The 17,553-nt window shown below is 70.2% G+C and carries 17 protein-coding genes; 13 read left to right on the plus strand and 4 right to left on the minus strand.

The annotated features are described in order from the left end of the window. Positions 1-17: 17 nt before the first annotated feature. From ACSVDM_RS07870 to ACSVDM_RS07905, 8 genes are read left to right on the plus strand one after another with little or no spacing between them, the layout of a single operon-like run. On the plus strand, positions 18-1,289 hold the full coding sequence (locus tag ACSVDM_RS07870) for a hypothetical protein (protein ID WP_439263793.1): 1,272 nt from the start codon (positions 18-20) through the stop codon (positions 1,287-1,289). Next, positions 1,286-2,260, plus strand: a complete 975-nt coding sequence (locus tag ACSVDM_RS07875; protein WP_439263794.1) for a glutamate ABC transporter substrate-binding protein — start codon at positions 1,286-1,288, stop codon at positions 2,258-2,260. The genes ACSVDM_RS07870 and ACSVDM_RS07875 overlap by 4 nt, the downstream gene beginning before the upstream one ends. Beyond that, positions 2,257-3,426: a hypothetical protein gene (locus ACSVDM_RS07880; protein WP_439263795.1), complete on the plus strand. Its 1,170-nt coding sequence runs from the start codon at positions 2,257-2,259 to the stop codon at positions 3,424-3,426. The genes ACSVDM_RS07875 and ACSVDM_RS07880 overlap by 4 nt, the downstream gene beginning before the upstream one ends. Next, entirely contained in the window at positions 3,423-5,822 is a 2,400-nt protein-coding gene (locus ACSVDM_RS07885) for a tetratricopeptide repeat protein (RefSeq protein ID WP_439263796.1), read from the plus strand. Before ACSVDM_RS07880 ends, ACSVDM_RS07885 begins: the two co-directional genes overlap by 4 nt. Continuing rightward, on the plus strand, positions 5,819-6,832 hold the full coding sequence (locus tag ACSVDM_RS07890) for a PP2C family protein-serine/threonine phosphatase (RefSeq protein WP_225280264.1): 1,014 nt from the start codon (positions 5,819-5,821) through the stop codon (positions 6,830-6,832). Before ACSVDM_RS07885 ends, ACSVDM_RS07890 begins: the two co-directional genes overlap by 4 nt. After that, positions 6,829-8,118, plus strand: a complete 1,290-nt coding sequence (locus ACSVDM_RS07895; RefSeq protein WP_067635448.1) for a VWA domain-containing protein — start codon at positions 6,829-6,831, stop codon at positions 8,116-8,118. The genes ACSVDM_RS07890 and ACSVDM_RS07895 overlap by 4 nt, the downstream gene beginning before the upstream one ends. A 1-nt stretch (position 8,119) precedes the next feature. Beyond that, on the plus strand, positions 8,120-8,767 hold the full coding sequence (locus ACSVDM_RS07900) for an FHA domain-containing protein (protein ID WP_439263797.1): 648 nt from the start codon (positions 8,120-8,122) through the stop codon (positions 8,765-8,767). Positions 8,768-8,801: 34 nt separating this feature from the next. After that, on the plus strand, positions 8,802-9,656 hold the full coding sequence (locus ACSVDM_RS07905) for an SDR family oxidoreductase (RefSeq protein WP_181696305.1): 855 nt from the start codon (positions 8,802-8,804) through the stop codon (positions 9,654-9,656). Between the two features lie 6 nt (positions 9,657-9,662). On the opposite strand, the gene ACSVDM_RS07910 is transcribed toward ACSVDM_RS07905, so the two are convergent. Continuing rightward, entirely contained in the window at positions 9,663-10,595 is a 933-nt protein-coding gene (locus tag ACSVDM_RS07910; RefSeq protein WP_439263798.1) for a threonine/serine dehydratase, read from the minus strand. Between the two features lie 288 nt (positions 10,596-10,883). Here ACSVDM_RS07910 and ACSVDM_RS07915 point away from each other — a divergent pair, with 288 nt between their 5' ends. From ACSVDM_RS07915 to thpD, 5 genes are all read left to right on the plus strand, one after another. Continuing rightward, positions 10,884-11,597, plus strand: a complete 714-nt coding sequence (locus tag ACSVDM_RS07915; RefSeq protein WP_067635442.1) for a response regulator transcription factor — start codon at positions 10,884-10,886, stop codon at positions 11,595-11,597. A 90-nt stretch (positions 11,598-11,687) separates the two neighbouring features. Beyond that, complete coding sequence (gene ectA, locus ACSVDM_RS07920) at positions 11,688-12,212, plus strand: diaminobutyrate acetyltransferase (RefSeq protein WP_067635440.1); 525 nt, start codon at positions 11,688-11,690, stop codon at positions 12,210-12,212. 5 nt (positions 12,213-12,217) lie between these two features. Beyond that, positions 12,218-13,486, plus strand: coding sequence for a diaminobutyrate--2-oxoglutarate transaminase (ectB, locus tag ACSVDM_RS07925; RefSeq protein ID WP_357145143.1), 1,269 nt, complete (start codon positions 12,218-12,220; stop codon positions 13,484-13,486). Beyond that, positions 13,483-13,884: an ectoine synthase gene (locus tag ACSVDM_RS07930; protein WP_067487457.1), complete on the plus strand. Its 402-nt coding sequence runs from the start codon at positions 13,483-13,485 to the stop codon at positions 13,882-13,884. The genes ectB and ACSVDM_RS07930 overlap by 4 nt, the downstream gene beginning before the upstream one ends. Further along, a complete protein-coding gene (gene thpD / locus ACSVDM_RS07935; protein WP_067635438.1) occupies positions 13,871-14,788 on the plus strand; it encodes an ectoine hydroxylase in 918 nt (305 codons plus the stop codon). The genes ACSVDM_RS07930 and thpD overlap by 14 nt, the downstream gene beginning before the upstream one ends. Here the strand turns inward: thpD and ACSVDM_RS07940 are convergent. From ACSVDM_RS07940 to ACSVDM_RS07950, 3 genes are all read right to left on the minus strand, one after another. Beyond that, positions 14,776-15,648, minus strand: a complete 873-nt coding sequence (locus ACSVDM_RS07940) for a tetratricopeptide repeat protein (RefSeq protein ID WP_439263799.1) — start codon at positions 15,646-15,648, stop codon at positions 14,776-14,778. The two genes, thpD and ACSVDM_RS07940, sit on opposite strands and share 13 nt — an antisense overlap. A gap of 164 nt (positions 15,649-15,812) precedes the next feature. Continuing rightward, positions 15,813-16,307, minus strand: a complete 495-nt coding sequence (locus tag ACSVDM_RS07945) for an allene oxide cyclase barrel-like domain-containing protein (RefSeq protein WP_439263800.1) — start codon at positions 16,305-16,307, stop codon at positions 15,813-15,815. A gap of 51 nt (positions 16,308-16,358) precedes the next feature. Further along, entirely contained in the window at positions 16,359-17,546 is a 1,188-nt protein-coding gene (locus tag ACSVDM_RS07950) for an NAD(P)/FAD-dependent oxidoreductase (protein WP_439263801.1), read from the minus strand. Positions 17,547-17,553 lie beyond the last annotated feature (7 nt).

The following is a 17,553-nucleotide window of genomic DNA, read 5'->3' on the forward strand; positions in this document are numbered from 1 at the left end:
GAAGTGAGGAGGACGGTGTGGGATCTCGCCTACCGGCGACCATCCGTGACGCGGGGACGTGGTTGCGGCGGTTCGCCGCGACGACACCGGGGGTGATCGGGGTTGTCCTCGTCCTCACCACCCTGGCCTGTCTGATCGCGGGATCGACTGCGGGACAACAGCTCGACGCCAAGATCGTCCGCTCCGAGCAGGTGCTCGATCGCACCGAACCACTGGCCTTCGCCGCGCAGAGCCTCTACGTGTCGCTCTCGGCCGCCGACGCGGGCGCCGCCACCGCGTTCCTGTCCGGCGGCATCGAATCACCGCAGGTGCGCGACACCTACGAGCAGGCGCTCGCCGAGGCCGCCGCCGCCCTCGCCGAGGCGACGGCAGGCGCCACCGATGCCAAGACCAGGACGATCGTGGCCCGCATCGCCGCCGACCTGCCCACCTACACCGGGCTGGTGGAAACCGCGCGCGCCAACAACCGCCAGGGCTTCCCGGTCGGCTCGGCCTATCTGCGCCAGGCCTCCGACCTCATGCAGACCTCGCTGCTGCCGCACGCCGAGCAGCTCAACGAGGCCCGCTTCGCCGCCGTCCGTGACGATCAGCAGCGCATCGGCGCCCTGCCGCTGACGTCGATCCTGTTGCTGCTGCTGGTGTTGCTCGCCTGCGCGGTGGCCTCGGTGATCCTGCTGCGCCGCACCAACCGCCTGGTGAACCCCGGTGTGGCCCTGGCGGCCGCGGCGGCCGCGCTCGCCCTGCTGTGGACCGTCGGCTCGACGCTCACCGCCGCCCAGCTGCTCGACACCGGCGACTCCGGTGCGGGCGCGCGGGTGGAGAACCTGGCGGGCGCGCGCATCCTCGCCCAGCAGGCCCGCACCGACGAGACCCTCGCCCTCATCACCCGGGGCGACATCACCGCACCCGAGGCCGCCTTCCGCACCCACACCGCCGACCTGGAACAGCGCCTGGCCGCCGCCGGTGCCGCCGACTCCGATGCCGCACGCGCGCTGACGAATTGGAACGCCGGACACAACGCCCAGCGCACCGCCTACGAGAAGGCCGACTTCACCGGCGCGGTCACCCAGGCCATCGGTACCGGCCCCGAGAGCTCGGCCACGAGCTTCACCCGCCTCGACAGCGAACTGCGCGACGCCCTCGCCCAGGCACGCACCGATCTGCGCGACGGCGTCGACGACGCGCGAACGGCCTTGACGCTGAGCCCCTTCGGCACCCTGCTCCTGCTGCTCGCCGCGGCCGGTGCGGTGGTCACGGGCCTGTGGCCACGCTTGAAGGAGTTCCTGTGAGCATTCGTCGTTCCCGGTTCGCGCTGGTTCTCGCCACGACCGCCGTCCTGCTCGCGGGCTGCGGTGACGCGCCCGCCCCGTCGTCGATCGAGGCCACGGCCGTCGCACCCCCGCTGCCGGGCGCCGAGGCGATCACCTCGGCACCGACCGCCGAGGGCACCGGATCCTGCGACACCGAGGCCACCTTGGCGCCGCGTGCACAGCCACGACCGGGGGCGATGCCCGCCGGATCGGCGATGGCCGCCATCGTCGCCAACGGCAGGTTGCGGGTGGGCGTCGACCAGAACACCTACATGTTCGGGTTCCGCAATCCGTCCACCGGGCGGCTCGAGGGTTTCGACATCGACCTGGCCCGCGAGATCGCCCGCGATCTGTTCGGCGACCCCGACCGCATCGAGTTGCGCTCGGTGACCGCCGCCGACCGCATCCAGTTGCTGCAGGAGCGCAAGGTCGACATGATCGTGCGCACCTTCTCCGCCACCTGCGAACGCCGCCGCGACGTCGACTTCTCCAGCGTGTACTACCGTGCGGCCCAACGCTTCGCGGCACCGCGCGGCGCCGGCATCGCCTCCGGTGCCGACCTGGCGGGCAAACGGGTGTGCGTCACCAAGGGCACCACCGCGGCCGCGCCGCTGTTCACCCTGCCGACCCCGCCGACGGTGCTCGGCGTGACCAACTGGACCGACTGCCTCGTCGCGCTGCAGCAGGGCACCGTCGACGCGATCAGCGGTGACGAACCGATCCTGTCCGGTCTGGTCGCCCAGGACCGCAACCTCGAACTCGTCGGTGCGCCCATCGGTTCGGGGGCCTACGCGGTCGGGGTGCCCAAGGGCAGCGACGAATTGGTGCGTTTCGTCAACGGCGTGCTCGAACGGATCAGCGGCGACGGCACCTGGGAACGGATCTACGCCCAGCATCTGTCGGCGCTCGGCCCCTCGCCCGGCGCACCCGCGCCCAGGTACGCCGGATGAGTTCGCCGATACTCGGCACCGCCGAGATCGATCGTGAACTGGCCGGGCGCACCGCGGAATTGGCGACGGTGAGCAGCACCCTGCTCGAGTTGGACCGGCACCCCGGCATCGCCCTGGTGCGCCGCTATCCGCCGGAGGGGGAGACCGCGCGGCGATGGGCGCCGGTGGAGAAGGCGCTCGGCGAGCTCTTCGACGACCTCGCCCGTGTGCGCGCCATCCTCACCGAGGCCGAGACGGTGCGTGGGCGCGGCCGGATCGATGATCGTGCCCGCGCCCGGCTCACCGACCTGCTGCGGGGGCGTCCGCACGAAATCGCCCGGGTGCCGGTGCCGTTGGCGCAGCGCGGGCTTACCGGGCCGAGCGAAACCGTGGTGACCGTCGGGATCGCCGACTGCCTCGACCGCATGCGCACCGCCTTCGCGTTCGTCGCGCCGTTCGCCGAGGAGGTCGAGGCCGTCGACCGGCAGGTACTCGGCGCCCTCGCGCCCTTGCAGCAGCGGGTGGAGCAGGCCAACGGCGCCTTGGCCGCCGCCACCGAACCCCTGGCCGACCTGCTGCGCCGCGCGGGCACCGACCCGCTCGGTTTCGCGCCGGGGGAGATCGCCGCGGCACTGGCCTCGCTCACCGAGCTGATCGAGACCGAAACCGCCCGCAATGCCGAATACCTCTCGGTGGCCACCGATCTCCCTGCCGCCGTTGCCGCACTGCGGGCTCGGCTCACCGACCTCGCCGACGCGCAGCGAAGCGCCGACGACACCGCCGCTCGCGCCGAACGCAAGGTCCACACCGGACCCTTGCCGCCCGGCGGCGCGCCGGCCGCGACCTTGCTCACCGAGCTGTCGACCCTCGGCGACGAACCGACCCGCTCGACCGTCGAACACCTGCTCGCCCTGCGCGTCCGTGCCGACGACGCGGCCGACAAGACCGCGCGCCGAACGGAATTGGCGCAGGGTCTGCTCGATCGGCGGGCCGAGCTGCAGGGCAGGCTCGCCGCCTACCGTGCCAAGGCCTCGCGTCTGGGTGTGGCCGAAGAGCGCGATGTGCTCGCCGCCGACCGCATCGCCTCGGGCCTGCTCACGCGCACACCGTGCGATCTGGCCGCCGTCACCCGGGCGGTCGCCGACTATCGTTCGATCATCGGGGAGAAAGCGGGGCGGACAGCATGATCTGTAGTGAACCGGGTTGCGGCGGTGTGATCGAGGACGGCTACTGCGCCGTCTGCGGCACCGCGCCCGTGGCGGTCGCCGCCCACGGCGCCGCGCCGACCTCGCCCCGGCGCTCGGGCCACACCACGGCCGTCCGGCGAACACCTGCCCCGACAGGCGGCACCTCGACCGGTGCCGCCCCGAAGGTGACCGCGCCGGGACTCTGCGCCGAAACAGGCTGCGGCGGAACGATCGTCGACGGCTACTGCGATACCTGCGGCACCGCGCCCGCCCCGCTCGGCGCCCCCGTGCACAGCCCGTCGGCGGCGACCATCAGCGGCAACCGCACCTCGAGCCGATCGGTACGCACCCGCTCGGGCTCGGCCCGATCGGCAGCGCGCGGCCGGCTCGGCGCCGGACTGGTCGAGGTGCCGCCGGTACCGCGCGTGGATCCCGCGTCGGCCGTGCTCACCGACCCCAAGGTCCCCGAATCCGACCGCTACTGCGGCCGATGCGACAAACCGGTCGGCCGGACCAACGACGGAATCCCGGGACGCACCAGCGGTTTCTGCCCGCACTGCGGTACCCGCTACTCGTTCGTGCCGCGCCTGCAACCCGGCGACCTGGTCGGCGGGCAGTACAAGGTCGAAGGCGCCCTCGCGCACGGCGGCCTCGGCTGGATCTACCTGGCCACCGACATCCGCGTCAACGACCGCTGGGTGGTGCTCAAGGGCCTCATCGACACCGGCGACAGCGACGCGCAGGCCGCCGCCCTGGCCGAACGGCGCTTCCTCGCCGAGGTGGACCACCCCAATATCGTCAAGATCCACAACTTCACCGAACACGCCGACGCCGACGGCGAACCGGTGGGCTACATCGTGATGGCCTACGTGGGCGGCACCTCGCTCAAACAGATCCTGCGCGACTACCGCGCCGCGCACAACGCCTACCTGCCGCCGGCCAGGGCCATCGCCTATGTGCTGGAAATGCTGCCCGCCCTCGGCTATCTGCACGCGCGCGGCTGGGCCTACTGCGATTTCAAACCCGACAACGTGATGCAGACCGAGGAACGCCTCGAACTCATCGACCTCGGCGCCGTGATCGCCATGGACGACACCACGTCCCCGATCTACGGCACCCTGGGCTACCAGGCACCCGAGATCGCCGAAACGGGCCCGACCGTGGCCACCGAGATCTACACGGCCGGCCGAACACTCGCGGTGCTGATGATGCGGGTGCCCTCGGTGGACGGCCGCCTCGGGCCGCTGCCGACGCCCGACACCGAACCGCTGCTGGCCCGCCACGATTCGCTGTACCGGTTCCTGCTGCGCGCCACCGACCCCGATCCGCTGGCCCGCTTCGCCTCGACGAGCGAGATGGCCGACCAGCTCACCGGTGTGCTGCGCGAGGTCCTCGCCGCCGAGGACGGTGTACCGCGCCCCGGCATGTCGGCTGTCTTCGGTCCCGCCCGCGCCGTCTTCGGAATCGAAAGCGCCACACCGGAACCCGCCGCGGTCGTCGCCGCCCTGCCCGCGCCGCTCGTCGACCCGGGCGACAGTGGCGCCGCGCTGCTGGCCACCACCGACGCCGCGACCCCCGCCGAACTCGAGCAGGCACTCACCGCGGGCCTGCGCGCGGTGGTGACCGGCGCCGGGGAATCGGTGGAGATCCCGTTGCGCCTCGTGCGTGCCGAACTCGAGGCGGGCGACGCCGACGCCGCCCTCGCCCGGCTCGCCGGGCTGGAGCTGGATTTCGACTGGCGCACGGTGTGGTACCGCGCTCAGGCCGCCCTGCTGAAGGGCGACTACGGCAGTGCCGCAGCCGATTTCGAGGCCGTCTACGCGGCGCTGCCCGGCGAACCCGCGCCCAAGCTCGCCCTGGCCGTGGCGCTGGAGCACGGCGACCGGCCACGCGAGGCGCTCGCCCTCTACGACCTGGTCTGGTGCACGGACCACACCTATCTGTCGGCGGCCTTCGGCGCCGCCCGGTTGCGCCGTGCCGACGGCGACCGCGCCGGTGCGGTGCGGGTACTCGACCAGGTCGAACGCACCTCGTCGATGTACACCGAGGCCCGCGTGCGTGCCGTGGAGACGCTGCTGGCCGAACGTGGTCCGGCCGAACTGGACGAAGCCGCGTTGCGCGAGGCGGGGGAGCGGGTCGAGCACCTGCGCCTCGACTCGCGTGCGCGCACCGCCCGGGTGCGCATGCACGTGCTCGAGGCGGCACTGAACTGGATCCGGTCGGGACAGCGGCCGAGTGCACCAGGCAAGCTGTTGGATGTGGAATTCACCGAAGTGGGAGTGCGGACGGGGTTGGAACGATGCTTGCGGACATTGGCGCGCGAAGCCGACGACATGTGGACCCGCTTCGTGCTGGTGGATCAGGCCAACAACGTGCGCCCCAGGACCACGCTGTGACCGCCGCGGGGTGCCCGGACTGCGCGGGCGCGGCCAGGGCGGGATACCGGTACTGCGAGAGCTGCGGTCGCGAACTCGGGGTGCGCAAGGCGGCCCTGCCGGTGCACGATCCGGTCACGGTGCCGCAGTGCCCCACCTGTGGGGAACGGCGTTACGAGGCCGGGCTGTGCGTGGTGTGCCGCACTCCGAAGCCGGTTCCGGACCGTTTCGAGGAAGACCTCGGCCCGGTGTACATCCTCACCGATCGCGGAATCAGCCACTCCCGCAACGAGGACGCGGTCGCCGCCGCCGTGCGCGACGGTGACGGTGTCCGGGTGATCGTCGTCAGCGACGGCGTCTCGACCTCCCAGGACCCCCAGGCCGCCTCCGGCACCGCCGCCCGCACCGGCGTCGACGCGGTGCTGGCCGCGCTCGCCGACGGCCGCCCCGCCCCCGACGCCGTGATGGCCGGACTGGCCACCGCCGTCGCCGCGGTGCGCGGCATGTCACGCACCCCCGAATACGCGCCCTCGTGCACCTACGTCTCGGCGATCCTGCGCGACACCCCCGAGGGCACCGAGATCACCGTCGCCAATGTCGGTGACAGCCGGGCATTCTGGCTCGCCGCGGGCGATCCGACGGCGTCGCGCAGGCTCAGCGTCGACGACTCCTGGGCCCAGGCCCTCGTCGACGCGGGCGCCATGGACGAGGAAGCCGCCATGCGCGACCCACGCGCGCACACCCTGCTGCGCTGGCTCGGCGCCGACGGCGGCGAGGCGCCCTGGTCGGCGAACTGCCTGCAGAGCATGCTCGTCACCGAACCCGGCACCCTGCTGTTGTGCACCGACGGGCTGTGGAACTACCTGCCCGATCCGGTCGCGCTGGCCGGGTTCACCGTCGAGACCACCCCGCAGGCCGCGGCGCGCGCCCTGGCCGACTTCGCGCTCGACAGCGGCGGCAGCGACAACATCACGGTCGCGCTCGCCCCCGTGCCCGCGCGTGCCGCTGTACCCGATCCAGGAGTGTCATGAGTTCCCCTGATATCGCAGGCCTTTCGGTCGCCGTCGACCAGAACGAATTCCTCGCCGAGGGTGCGAGCGTGGTCGACGCGGTGCTCACCGTCGCCACCGGCCCCGAGTTGGCCGCCGTCGCCACCCCGCCGCCCCGGCTCGAGATCCTGATCATCGACTGCTCCGGGTCGATGGGGCACAAGCGCAAGTTCGAGAACGCGCGCACCGCCACCCGCGCCGCGCTCGACGAGATCCCCGACGGCACCGCCTTCGCCATCATCGAGGGCACCGAGTCCGCGCGGATGATCTACCCCACCGGCGCGCTGTCGGCGCCCGCCGACCACACCCACCGCACCGCCGCCAAGCGGGCCCTCGACCGGTTGCGGCCCGACGGCGGCACCGCCATGGGGTCCTGGCTCGCCCTTGCTCGCCAGGTCGCCGCCGGGCATCCGGGTGCCCAGGCGCACGCCATCCTGCTCACCGACGGCAAGAACGAACACGAGACCCCCGAGCAGCTGGCCACCGAACTCGACCGCGCCGAAGGGCTTTTCGTCTGTGACTGCCGTGGTGTCGGTGCCGACTGGGCGGCGGCCGATCTGCACAAGATCTCCTCGAAGCTGTCCGGCGGCGCCGATATCGTCGCCGATCCCAAGGACCTGGCGGCCGATTTCGCCGCCATGATGCGCTCGTCGGCGGCCCGGGTGATCCCGGAACTCACCCTGCGCGTGTGGACTCCGGCCGGCGCGCGGGTGCGCATGGTCAAGCAGGTCGCACCCGTGCTGGAGGACCTCACCGGGCGCCGTACCGATTCCGGGGCGCAGGTGGGGGACTACCCGCTGTCGTCGTGGGCGGCCGAGGAACGCGAATACCATCTGCAGATCGAACTGGAACCGGCCGCGCCCGGGCGGGAGAAGCTCGCGGCCCGCCTCAGCGTGCTCGCGGGCGAGGACGTGCTCGGTCAGGGGCTGGTCCGCGCGGTGTGGACCACCGACTCCACGCTGTCGACCAGGATCAGCACCCGCGTCGCCCACTACACCGGCCAGGTCGAACTCGCCCAGGCCGTCCAGGAGGGTCTCGCCGCCCGCCGCGAGGGCGACTTGTCCACGGCCACCGCGAAATTGCGCCGCGCGGTGGAACTGGCCGCCGCCTCGGGACACGAGTCGACCGCCAAACTGCTGCGCACCGTTGTCGAGGTCGACGAGAAGGACGGGACGGTGAAGCTGCGCGGTCAGGTCGCGGCCGCCGACGAACTCGCACTCGACATCCGCTCCACCAAGACCACCCGATTGCGGTCGGAGGGTTCCTGACATGGCGGTGTGCGCGGACGGTCACCAGACGCAGGCCACCGACTACTGCGATGTGTGCGGGTCGGCGCTCGCCGGTGTCCCGGCCGCCGATCCGGCCGATCTGCGCCTGTGCCCCGCGTGTTCGGTGCCGACCAGCGGACGCTTCTGCGAGAACTGCGGATACGACTCGGCCCTGCCCGCGCCGCCACCGCGCACCGACTCACCCGCCACCGATCTGCGCGGTACCGCCGATGCGCGCGAAACCGTCTGGGTGGCCAGGGTCCTCGCCGACCGCGAGTTCTACGACCGGGTGCAAGCCCGCAAAGGTCCCGACGCCGACCGGGTGGCCTTCCCCGGTTTCTACCCCGAACGCCGGATCGAGTTGCGCGGCAGCGAGTTCCTGATCGGCAAACGCTCGGCCTCGCAGGGCATCGTGCCCGAGATCGACCTGGGTATCGCCCCGGCCGACCCGGGTGTGTCGCGTGCGCACGCCCTGTTGCGCGTCGGGACCGACGGTTCACTCACCGTCACCGATCTCGGTTCGACCAACGGGACCAGCCTCGACGGCACCGAGACACCGCTGTCGCCACAGGTTCCGGTGCCGTTGCGGGCGGGTAGCCGCCTGCACGTCGGCGGCTGGACGACCATAACCATCGATACCCTGTCGTAGACGGGAACATCGAGCGAACCGTAGGGTCGGGACCATGACGAAGTTCGACGGGAAGACCTGTTTGATCACCGGCGCCGCCAGCGGTCTCGGCCGGGCAACCGCCTTCGCGGCCGCCGCCAAGGGCGCGTCGCTGGTGCTCACCGACATCACCGCCGACACGCTGGCCGCCACCGCCGAGGAACTGCGCGCCGCCGGTGCCACCGTGCACCTGGCCCATCCCGCCGATGTGAGCGACCATTCGGCCGTCGTCGGGCTGGCCGCGCACACCTTCGAGGCCGTCGGGCACGTCGACATCGTGATGAACGTGGCGGGCATCGCCACCTGGGGCACCGTCGACAAACTCACCCATCAGCAGTGGCGGCGCACCATCGACATCAACCTCATGGGCCCCATCCACGTCATCGAGGAGTTCCTGCCACCGATGATCGCCGCGCGGCGTGGCGGTCACCTGGTGAACGTGTCCTCGGCGGCCGGACTGTTCGGGTTGCCGTGGCACGCGCCCTACAGCGCCACGAAGTTCGGGCTACGCGGTGTGTCGGAGGTGCTGCGGTTCGACCTACGCAGGCACAAGATCGGCGTCAGCCTCGTACTTCCCGGGGCGATGGCCACCCCGATGGTCGACAGCGTCGACATCGCGGGCGTCGACCGCGACAACGCCGCGCTGCGCAAGGCCATCGGCCTGTTCCTGCGCCATGCCGTCACGCCGGAACAGGCCGCCGACGCGGTGATCCGCGGTGTGGAACGCAACCGCTACTGGGTCTACACCTCCCGCGACATCCACCTCGCCCACTGGGGCCAGCGCTACGTCCCCTACGGCTACACGCTGGCCATGCGCGGCCTCAACGCCGCGATGACCAACTACGCCACCAAGAACGAACTGGTGCGCTGAGCACGCTCAGACCAGGTCCGACGGGTCGGTGTTGGCACCGCACAGGATGACGCAGACCCGCTCGCCTTCGGCGGGCCGGTAGGCCGCACCGGAACCGGTGTCGCGCAGCGCCGCCAGCGCGGTCGCGGCACCGTTCTCCACGGCGATCCGGTGCTCGTCCCAGAGCTGTCGGCGCGCGGCGCGAATCGCCTCGTCCGCGACCAGCACCGACACCACGTCGGGGTGCTGGGCGGCGGCCAGCGCCATCTCCGACACGTTCGGTGCGCCGAGCGAATCGGCGGCGATCGAGTCGACGCTCACCTGCACCGGACGGCCCGCCTCGAGCGCGGCGTTCAGCGAGCGGCAGCCCACCGGTTCCACCGCGACGGTGCGGATGCCGAAATGCTGTGCGGCGACCGCGGTTCCGGTGAACAGTCCACCGCCGCCCACCGCGACGACCACCGTGTCCAGATCGGGCACGCGCTGCTTGATCTCGCGCATCAGCGTGCCCGCGCCCGCCGCGATGAGCGGATGATCGTAGGCGTGCGAGAACAGCGCCCCGGTGTCCGCCGCGAACTCCTGGCACGCGGCAAGCGCCTGCTTGTACTCGGGACCGATCAGTCGTACATCGGCGCCCAAGTCACGAAGTCGACGGATTTTGACCGGCGGCGCCGATTCGGGCAGAAACACGGTCGCCGGCACCCCCGCTTCCCGCGCCGACCACGCGCACGCGAGTCCCGCATTGCCGCCTGAGGCGATCGTCACACCGGCGGCGGGCAACTCTCCGGCGGCGCGCAGGAAGTTCTGCGCGCCACGCGCCTTGAAAGTCCCGGTGAACTGCAAGAACTCCAGTGCGAACCAGAGCGGGGAATCCCCAGGTCCAGCGGGTGCAACCGTCACCGGGCGAACCCGGCCCTCGATCCGCGCGGCGGCGGCCTCGATGTCGTCGAAAGTGGGCATCACCCCGTCGACTATGCCACCGCGCGCGGCACCCCGACCGACCTTTGAAACCGTGCAAATCGGGCACGAATTGTTACGGCGGGTTTACGCGACGAGCGCTCTGGGTAAGTAACGGATTGGTAACAAGCTCGAAAGCGGGATGTCGTGTCGGACTGGGGACGCGAATTCCCCAGGTGTACCGGCCGCACGCACGAGCGTGTCAGCAAAGGAAGTGCACATGAGCGAGCATTGGCAGAACACAGCCGCATCGGCGGTCACGGTCGCGCCGGGCGGCAGCGAGGTGCGAGGATGACCGCCAACTTGATGATCGTCGACGACGATGTGCAGATGCGGGGCGATCTGCGTCGCGCGATGGAAGACGAGGGCTACGCCGTGGCCGAGGCGGGTGTCCCCGAGGACGCCCTCGACCGGCTGCGCAACGACGGACCGCCCGATCTGATGATCGTCGATCTGATGCGCGGGGCCACCGACGGCTTCGACTGCATCCGCGAGATCCGCCGCGACCACGACGTGCCGATCATCGTGATCAGCACCAGGTACGACACCCACGACGTGGTCGCGGCCCTGGAAGCCGGTGCCGACGACTTCGTCAGCAAGCCGTTCGAGATCAAGGAGATCACCGCCCGGATGCGCGCCCTGCGCCGCCGCGCCAGGATCGCCGCCGAACGCGATGCCACTCCCGAAGTCGTCCTCGACGACGACCCGGTGCGTCCCCTTGTCCTCGCGGCCGACGCGGGCGCGGTGCGCCGTGGCAGCGAGGAACTGCACCTCACGGTCACCGAGTTCCGCTTGCTGTGCGAACTCGCCGAGACCCCCGGTCGCGTGCTCAGCCGCGCGGTGCTGCTCGAAAGAGTCTGGGATCAAGGCTTTTTCGGTGACGAACGCATCGTCGACGTCCACGTGCGCCGGTTGCGCACCAAGATCGAGCGTGACGCCTCGGATCCGCGCATCGTGGTGACCGTGCGCGGGCTGGGTTACCGGCTGGATATCCAGCCGCAGTAAACGATTCGTCATACAACCGCAAAGAGCTCGACACAAAGACCGTAAAGTCTCTTAGTCAAGGTGGAATGTATGCCGAGTCCGACTATGTCCATGGAGCCGACCGATACCGCGACGGCTCGAGGTTCGGAAATTATTCTCAGACACCCGAGATTGGGTGACGGTGCCCAATTGTGGCGCATCGCGCGCGATTCCCGCGTACTCGACGTGAATACGAGCTACGCCTATCTGCTGTGGTGTCGGGATTTCGAGGCGACCTCCATGGTCGTCGAATGTGGCGGGCAGGCAGTGGGATTCGTGATCGGGTATGTTCGTCCCGATGCGCCGGACACGCTTTTCGTCTGGCAGATCGCCGTCGACGCCGAATTCCGCGGCCGGGGTCTGGCCGCGAAACTCCTGCACGCCCTGCTCGATTCCGTGGCACCCGCCGGGATCAACACCCTGGAAACGACGATCTCTCCCGATAATTCCGCTTCCCAGGCGTTGTTCTCCGCGGTGGCCCGCGAACGCGGCGCGCAATTGCGTACCGAGGAACTATTCGAAGCACATCATTTTCCAGATTCCCACGAAGCCGAGCACCTCTACATTATTTCGCCCGCTCAGCGCCAGGAGGCATGATCATGATCACGACCACCGACACCAGCATTTTCGAAGCGATGGAATCGAATGTGCGTGGCTACTGCCGCGACTGGCCCGCCGTGTTCACCACCGCCGAAGGTGCCTGGATCCGCGATGAGCAGGGCCGCGACTATCTCGACTTCTTCGCGGGCGCAGGCGCGCTGAACTACGGCCACAACAACCCGGTGCTCAAGAAGGCGCTGCTGGAATACATCGGCAGCAACGGCATCACCCACGGTCTGGACATGTCGACCGTGGCCAAGCGTGAACTGCTCGAGACCATCCGTGAAACCCTGCTCACCCCGCGCGGGCTCGACTACAAGGTGCAGTTCCCCGGCCCCACGGGTGCCAACGCCGTCGAGGCGGCGCTGAAGCTGGCCCGCAAGGTCACCGGCCGCAAGACGATCCTGAGCTTCACCAACGCCTTCCACGGCATGACGCTCGGCGCGCTGTCGGTCACCGGCAACGCGGCCAAGCGGGCGGGCGCCGGTGTGCCGCTCGAGCACGCCACCCCGATGCCCTACGACGGCTACTTCGACAACACCATCGAGGACTTCGGCTGGATGCAGCGGGTGCTCGACGACAGCTCCTCGGGTTTCGACCGCCCCGCCGCGGTGATCGTGGAGACCGTGCAGGGTGAGGGCGGTGTGAACCTGGCCCGCGCCGAGTGGCTGCGCCACCTGGCCGGCCTGTGCGCCGCGCGCGACATCCTGCTCATCGTCGACGACGTGCAGATGGGTTGCGGCCGCACCGGCCCGTTCTTCTCCTTCGAGATCGCGGGCATCACCCCCGACATCGTCACCCTGTCCAAGTCGATCGGTGGCTACGGCCTGCCGATGGCGCTGGTGCTGCTCAAGCCCGAGCACGACCAGTGGGCTCCCGGTGAGCACAACGGCACCTTCCGCGGCAACAACCCCGCCTTCGTCACCGCGACCGCCGCGCTGCGCGAGTACTGGTCCGACGACAAGCTGGCCCGGCTCACCGCCGCCAACGGCGAGTACATCGGCCGCACGCTCTCGGCCGTGGCGCAGCGGCACGAGGGCATCACCACCCGCGGTCGCGGCATGGTGCACGGCATCGTGTTCGACGACCCGTCGCAGGCGGGCAAGGTGTGCCGTACCGCGTTCGAGCAGGGTCTGCTGGTGGAGACCTCGGGCTCGATGGACGAGGTCGTGAAACTGCTGCCGCCGTTGACGCTGCGCAGCGACGAGCTCGACCGTGGTCTTTCGGTGCTGTCGGACAGCATCGACACCGTCTGTGGTGGTGCCGCATGATCGTGCGCACCACCGCCGAGATCACCGGAACCGACCGTGATGTGGCCGGTCCCGGGTGGCGAAGCAAACGTATCGTGCTCGCGGGCGACAAGGTCGGGTTCTCGTTCCACGAGACCACGATCGAGGCAGGCACCGTGCACCGGTTCCACTACCAGAACCATGTGGAGGCGGTCTGGCTGGTCGAGGGCGAGGGTGAACTGCTCGACCTCGAGGACCAGACCGTGTACCCGCTCGGTCCCGGCTCGATGTACCTGCTCGACGGCCACGAACGTCATCAGGTCACCGCCCGCACCACGCTGCGGATGTTGTGTGTGTTCAATCCGCCGGTCACCGGCCGCGAGGTACACGACGAGAACGGGGTGTATCCGCTGATTATCGAGGAGGATGCCAGTGTCTGATCGGTCCGACCGCTACCCCACGCGGTTGTCCGAGCCCGCCCCCCACATCGAGCGCACCGATCCGACGGTGTGGGGGCAGGTGAGTACACCCGAGCTGGCCGAGTTCGACGCGAACGGTTTCGCGACGATCCCGGATCTGCTCAGTGCGGACGAGGTGGCGGCTTTCGGGGCCGAGATAGGGCACCTGGCGGCCGACCCGGTGCTCTACGGCGACGAGCGCGTGATCGTGGAACCCGTTGCCGGACAGGTTCGTTCGGTGTTCCAGGTGCACCGGCTGAGCAAGCCGATCGCGGAACTGCTCGCCGAGTCGCGCATCGTCGGGCTCGCCGAGCAGATCCTCGGTTCGCCGGTGTATCTGCATCAGAGCCGGGTGAACTACATGCCGGGTTTCGGTGGTAGCGGCTTCGGCTGGCACTCCGATTTCGAGACCTGGCACGCCGAGGACGGGATGCCGACCCCGCGCGCGGTGAGTCTGTCGATCGCGTTGACCGACAACTACCCGTTCAACGGGTCGCTGATGGTGATGCCGGGCTCGCATCGCACGTTCGTGCCGTGCCTGGGTGAGACGCCGGAGGGTCATTACCGGGAGTCGTTGCGCGAGCAGCGCATCGGCATCCCGACCAACGACGACATCACCTTCCTCGCCGCGCGCTACGGCATCACCCAGTTCACCGGTAAGGCCGGCTCGGCGCTGCTGTTCGATTCCAACCTGATGCACGGGTCGTCGAACAACATCACGCCGTATGCCAGGTCGAACATCTTCCTGGTGTTCAACAGTGTCGAGAACGCCCTGGTCGAGCCGTTCGCGGCGCCGCAGCGCAGGCCGGAGCACATCGCCGCACGTGATTTCACGCCCGTGCGGTCGTTATCCGCCGAGCGGCACCTGGTGGATCAGGTGCGCTGAGGCAGCTCGGCCAGGCAGGCCGCGGCCCGGGGATCCTCGTGGGCCGCGGCCTGCCACCAGGTGCGGGCGGCGTCGATATCGCCGACGTGCAGGGCGAGCAGGCCCAGGTCGTAGGCGGCGGCGCTGTTTCCGGCCTCGGCGGCTTGGGCCCAGAGCACACGAGCCGAGTCGTGTTCTCCCCGTGCGAACATGGCCGAGCCCAGGTCGTGCAGCGCGCGTCCGACATTCTGCTCCGCGTATGGCTGCGTGGTCGGTTCGGCGGCGACGACCGGCTGGACACGCGCGGTCGGCTTGGCGTACAGGGGCGGCTCGGCCCGCACGAGTGGCTGGGCGCCCACCCGCGGCAGCTGATCGGTCGGTGCGGGATCCGCGTCGGCCCGGGTGAGTTCGACGACGAGTTCATTGAAGTCGGGGGTACCCGGGCCGGTGCTGCACCACAGCGTCGACGCACCGTCGGGCAGCAGGTCGACGACCATGCCGTAGTTGCCGGTCCACGACTGCTGCGGGCCCGCACCGGCCACCCAGACGGGCGTGAGGGTGAACAGGGCCTCGGGCGCCTCGGCGGTGACGGTGATGTCGATGCCCGCCGCGAGCGCGTCGGACCAGATGTCCACGCCGCCTAGGGTTCGCCCGCCCAGATTCACGTGGCCGTCTGTGACGGTGAGCCCGAGACCCAATCCGGATACGTCGGCGGGCGGCATCACCGACAGCGCGCGCAGCCGTAGCGCGGTCGTCCCGGTCGGTAGTGCCTCGGTGTACATGGGGTACACGTCGGCACCGCACCAGTCGATGGGATCGGCCCCGGTGTAGCGGTGCTCGAGCGGCACGTCACCGGGGCGCTGTGCGCCAGGACGATTCATCGGTGCAGCCCACCCTTTCCGACGTAGTACCCCCTGCATCGGTCGCGCGCTACACCGTACCCGCGTCCCACCCCGAACGCGGGCTGATTCATGACACGGAATCGGTCATCTCACCTCCGCGTGATCCGCCTGCGCCTCGCCGATGCCGGCACCCACCGCGCGGCTCACCGGATGATCTCGGCCCGCGCACGCTCGTTCGGCGTGGCGATGTCCCAGAACCGGACGGTGCCCCGCGCCTCGCGGTAGTCGCCGGTGCCACCGGAGATCGCCATGTCGAGCGGACTCGTCCCGCGCTTCCACAGCGACTGCATGGTGATCGAGCCGTTGCCGAGCTCCATCGTGATCGAGCACTGCATGGTGGCGTCGCCGCCGTCGATGCGGAGGGTCTGACAGGTGCCGCCACCGTGGCCGACCGCGCGTCCGTCTTGGATCGCGTCCCCGGAGTAGACATCCATGTCGCCCAGGCTGGGCCCCGCCGGGCCGAGGTCGATCGCCTCGTACCGAATGTTCTGCACGCGCAGCTCGAGGACCTCGACCTGACCGGCCGGGTCGGGCGTTTCGGTCTCCGCCGTGCCGCAGCCACCGGCCACGGCGCCGATGAGCGTCATCGCGACGAGGCACCGACCGGCTTTGCCGAAACGGTTCTCGCTGATGGGCATTCGTTCTTCCTGTCTGTCGGTTCGGGTTGCGGATGGCGCAGATGTCGGTGGTCACGATGACGGGACTCCCCGCGCCGGGGCCGCGGGAGCCTCGGGCCGGGTGCCGCCCTTGGGCCAGACCAGGGAACCGGGCTTGCGGGCTTCCCGGCGGATCTTCGCCACGCCGAGTTTGCAGGTCAGTTCCTTGATCGCGGCGCCCGCACGCCCGCCGATGTAGACGTTCATCGCAACGTCGTCCTTGCCCGCGAGCTGGCGGATCCCACGACGTCTGCCGAGACTCACGCACGCTCCCGAGAACGCCACGCTCAGCGGCGCGGGGGTGGTCCCGGCGAGGCGGCTCAGCACGGTGTCCACCGCTTGCGCGCCGAGCGGTCCCGCGGCGTAGGAGCTCATCCGCAGTGGGTGTCCCGACGGCGCCGCGGCGTCTCCGGCCGCGACGATCCGCTCGTCGTCGAGGCTGGTCAGCGTTTCGTCGGTGAGCAGGCGCCCGAGGGCGTCGGTGCGCAGGCCGCTCGCGCGAGCCAGGTCCGGCACACCGAAACCGGTCGCCCAGATGGTGACCGCGCTCGGCCGTCGGACACCGTCGGCGAGGACCACCGCGTCGGGCTCGACCTCGGCCACCGTGGCGTGCTCGAGCACGTCGACACCGTGGCGGGACAACCATTCGACGATGGACCGGCGCGCACACGTGCTGAAGGTGGGCGCCGGCTCCGTACCGCAGATCAGCGTGACGCGGCGACCGCGCTCGGCCAGTTCGGCCGCGGCCTCGATGCCGGTGAGCCCGCCACCGACGACGGTGACCGGCGAGTCGAGCGGCAGCTCGTCGAGCCCGGCGCGCAGCCGGTGCGCCTCCTCGAATTCGGCAGGGGAGTAGGCGAACTCGGCCGCGCCGGGTACTGCCGCCGCGCCTCCGGTGCTGCCGACCGCATAGACCAGGTAGTCGTAGTCCACGGTGGACCCGGAGGCCAGTTCCACGGTGCGGGTGGCGGTATCGATGCGGGCGGCACGGTCGACGACCAACCGCACCTGCTCGGCGAGCAGCGTGCCGAAGTCGACCTCGACCCCGCCCGTGCCCGCCACGTATTGATGTAGCCGGACCCGGTCGATGAAGGTGGGGCGTGGGTTGATCAGCGTGATGTCGACATCGGGGCGCATCCGCAGCCGGTTGGCCGCGAGCGCCCCGGCGTAACCCCCGCCGACCACGAGAACCTGCTTGCTCGGTGTGCTGTGTTCAGACATGCCTCCC

This window comes from Nocardia sp. JW2 (assembly GCF_051843015.1).
Taxonomy (GTDB): domain Bacteria; phylum Actinomycetota; class Actinomycetes; order Mycobacteriales; family Mycobacteriaceae; genus Nocardia; species Nocardia coubleae.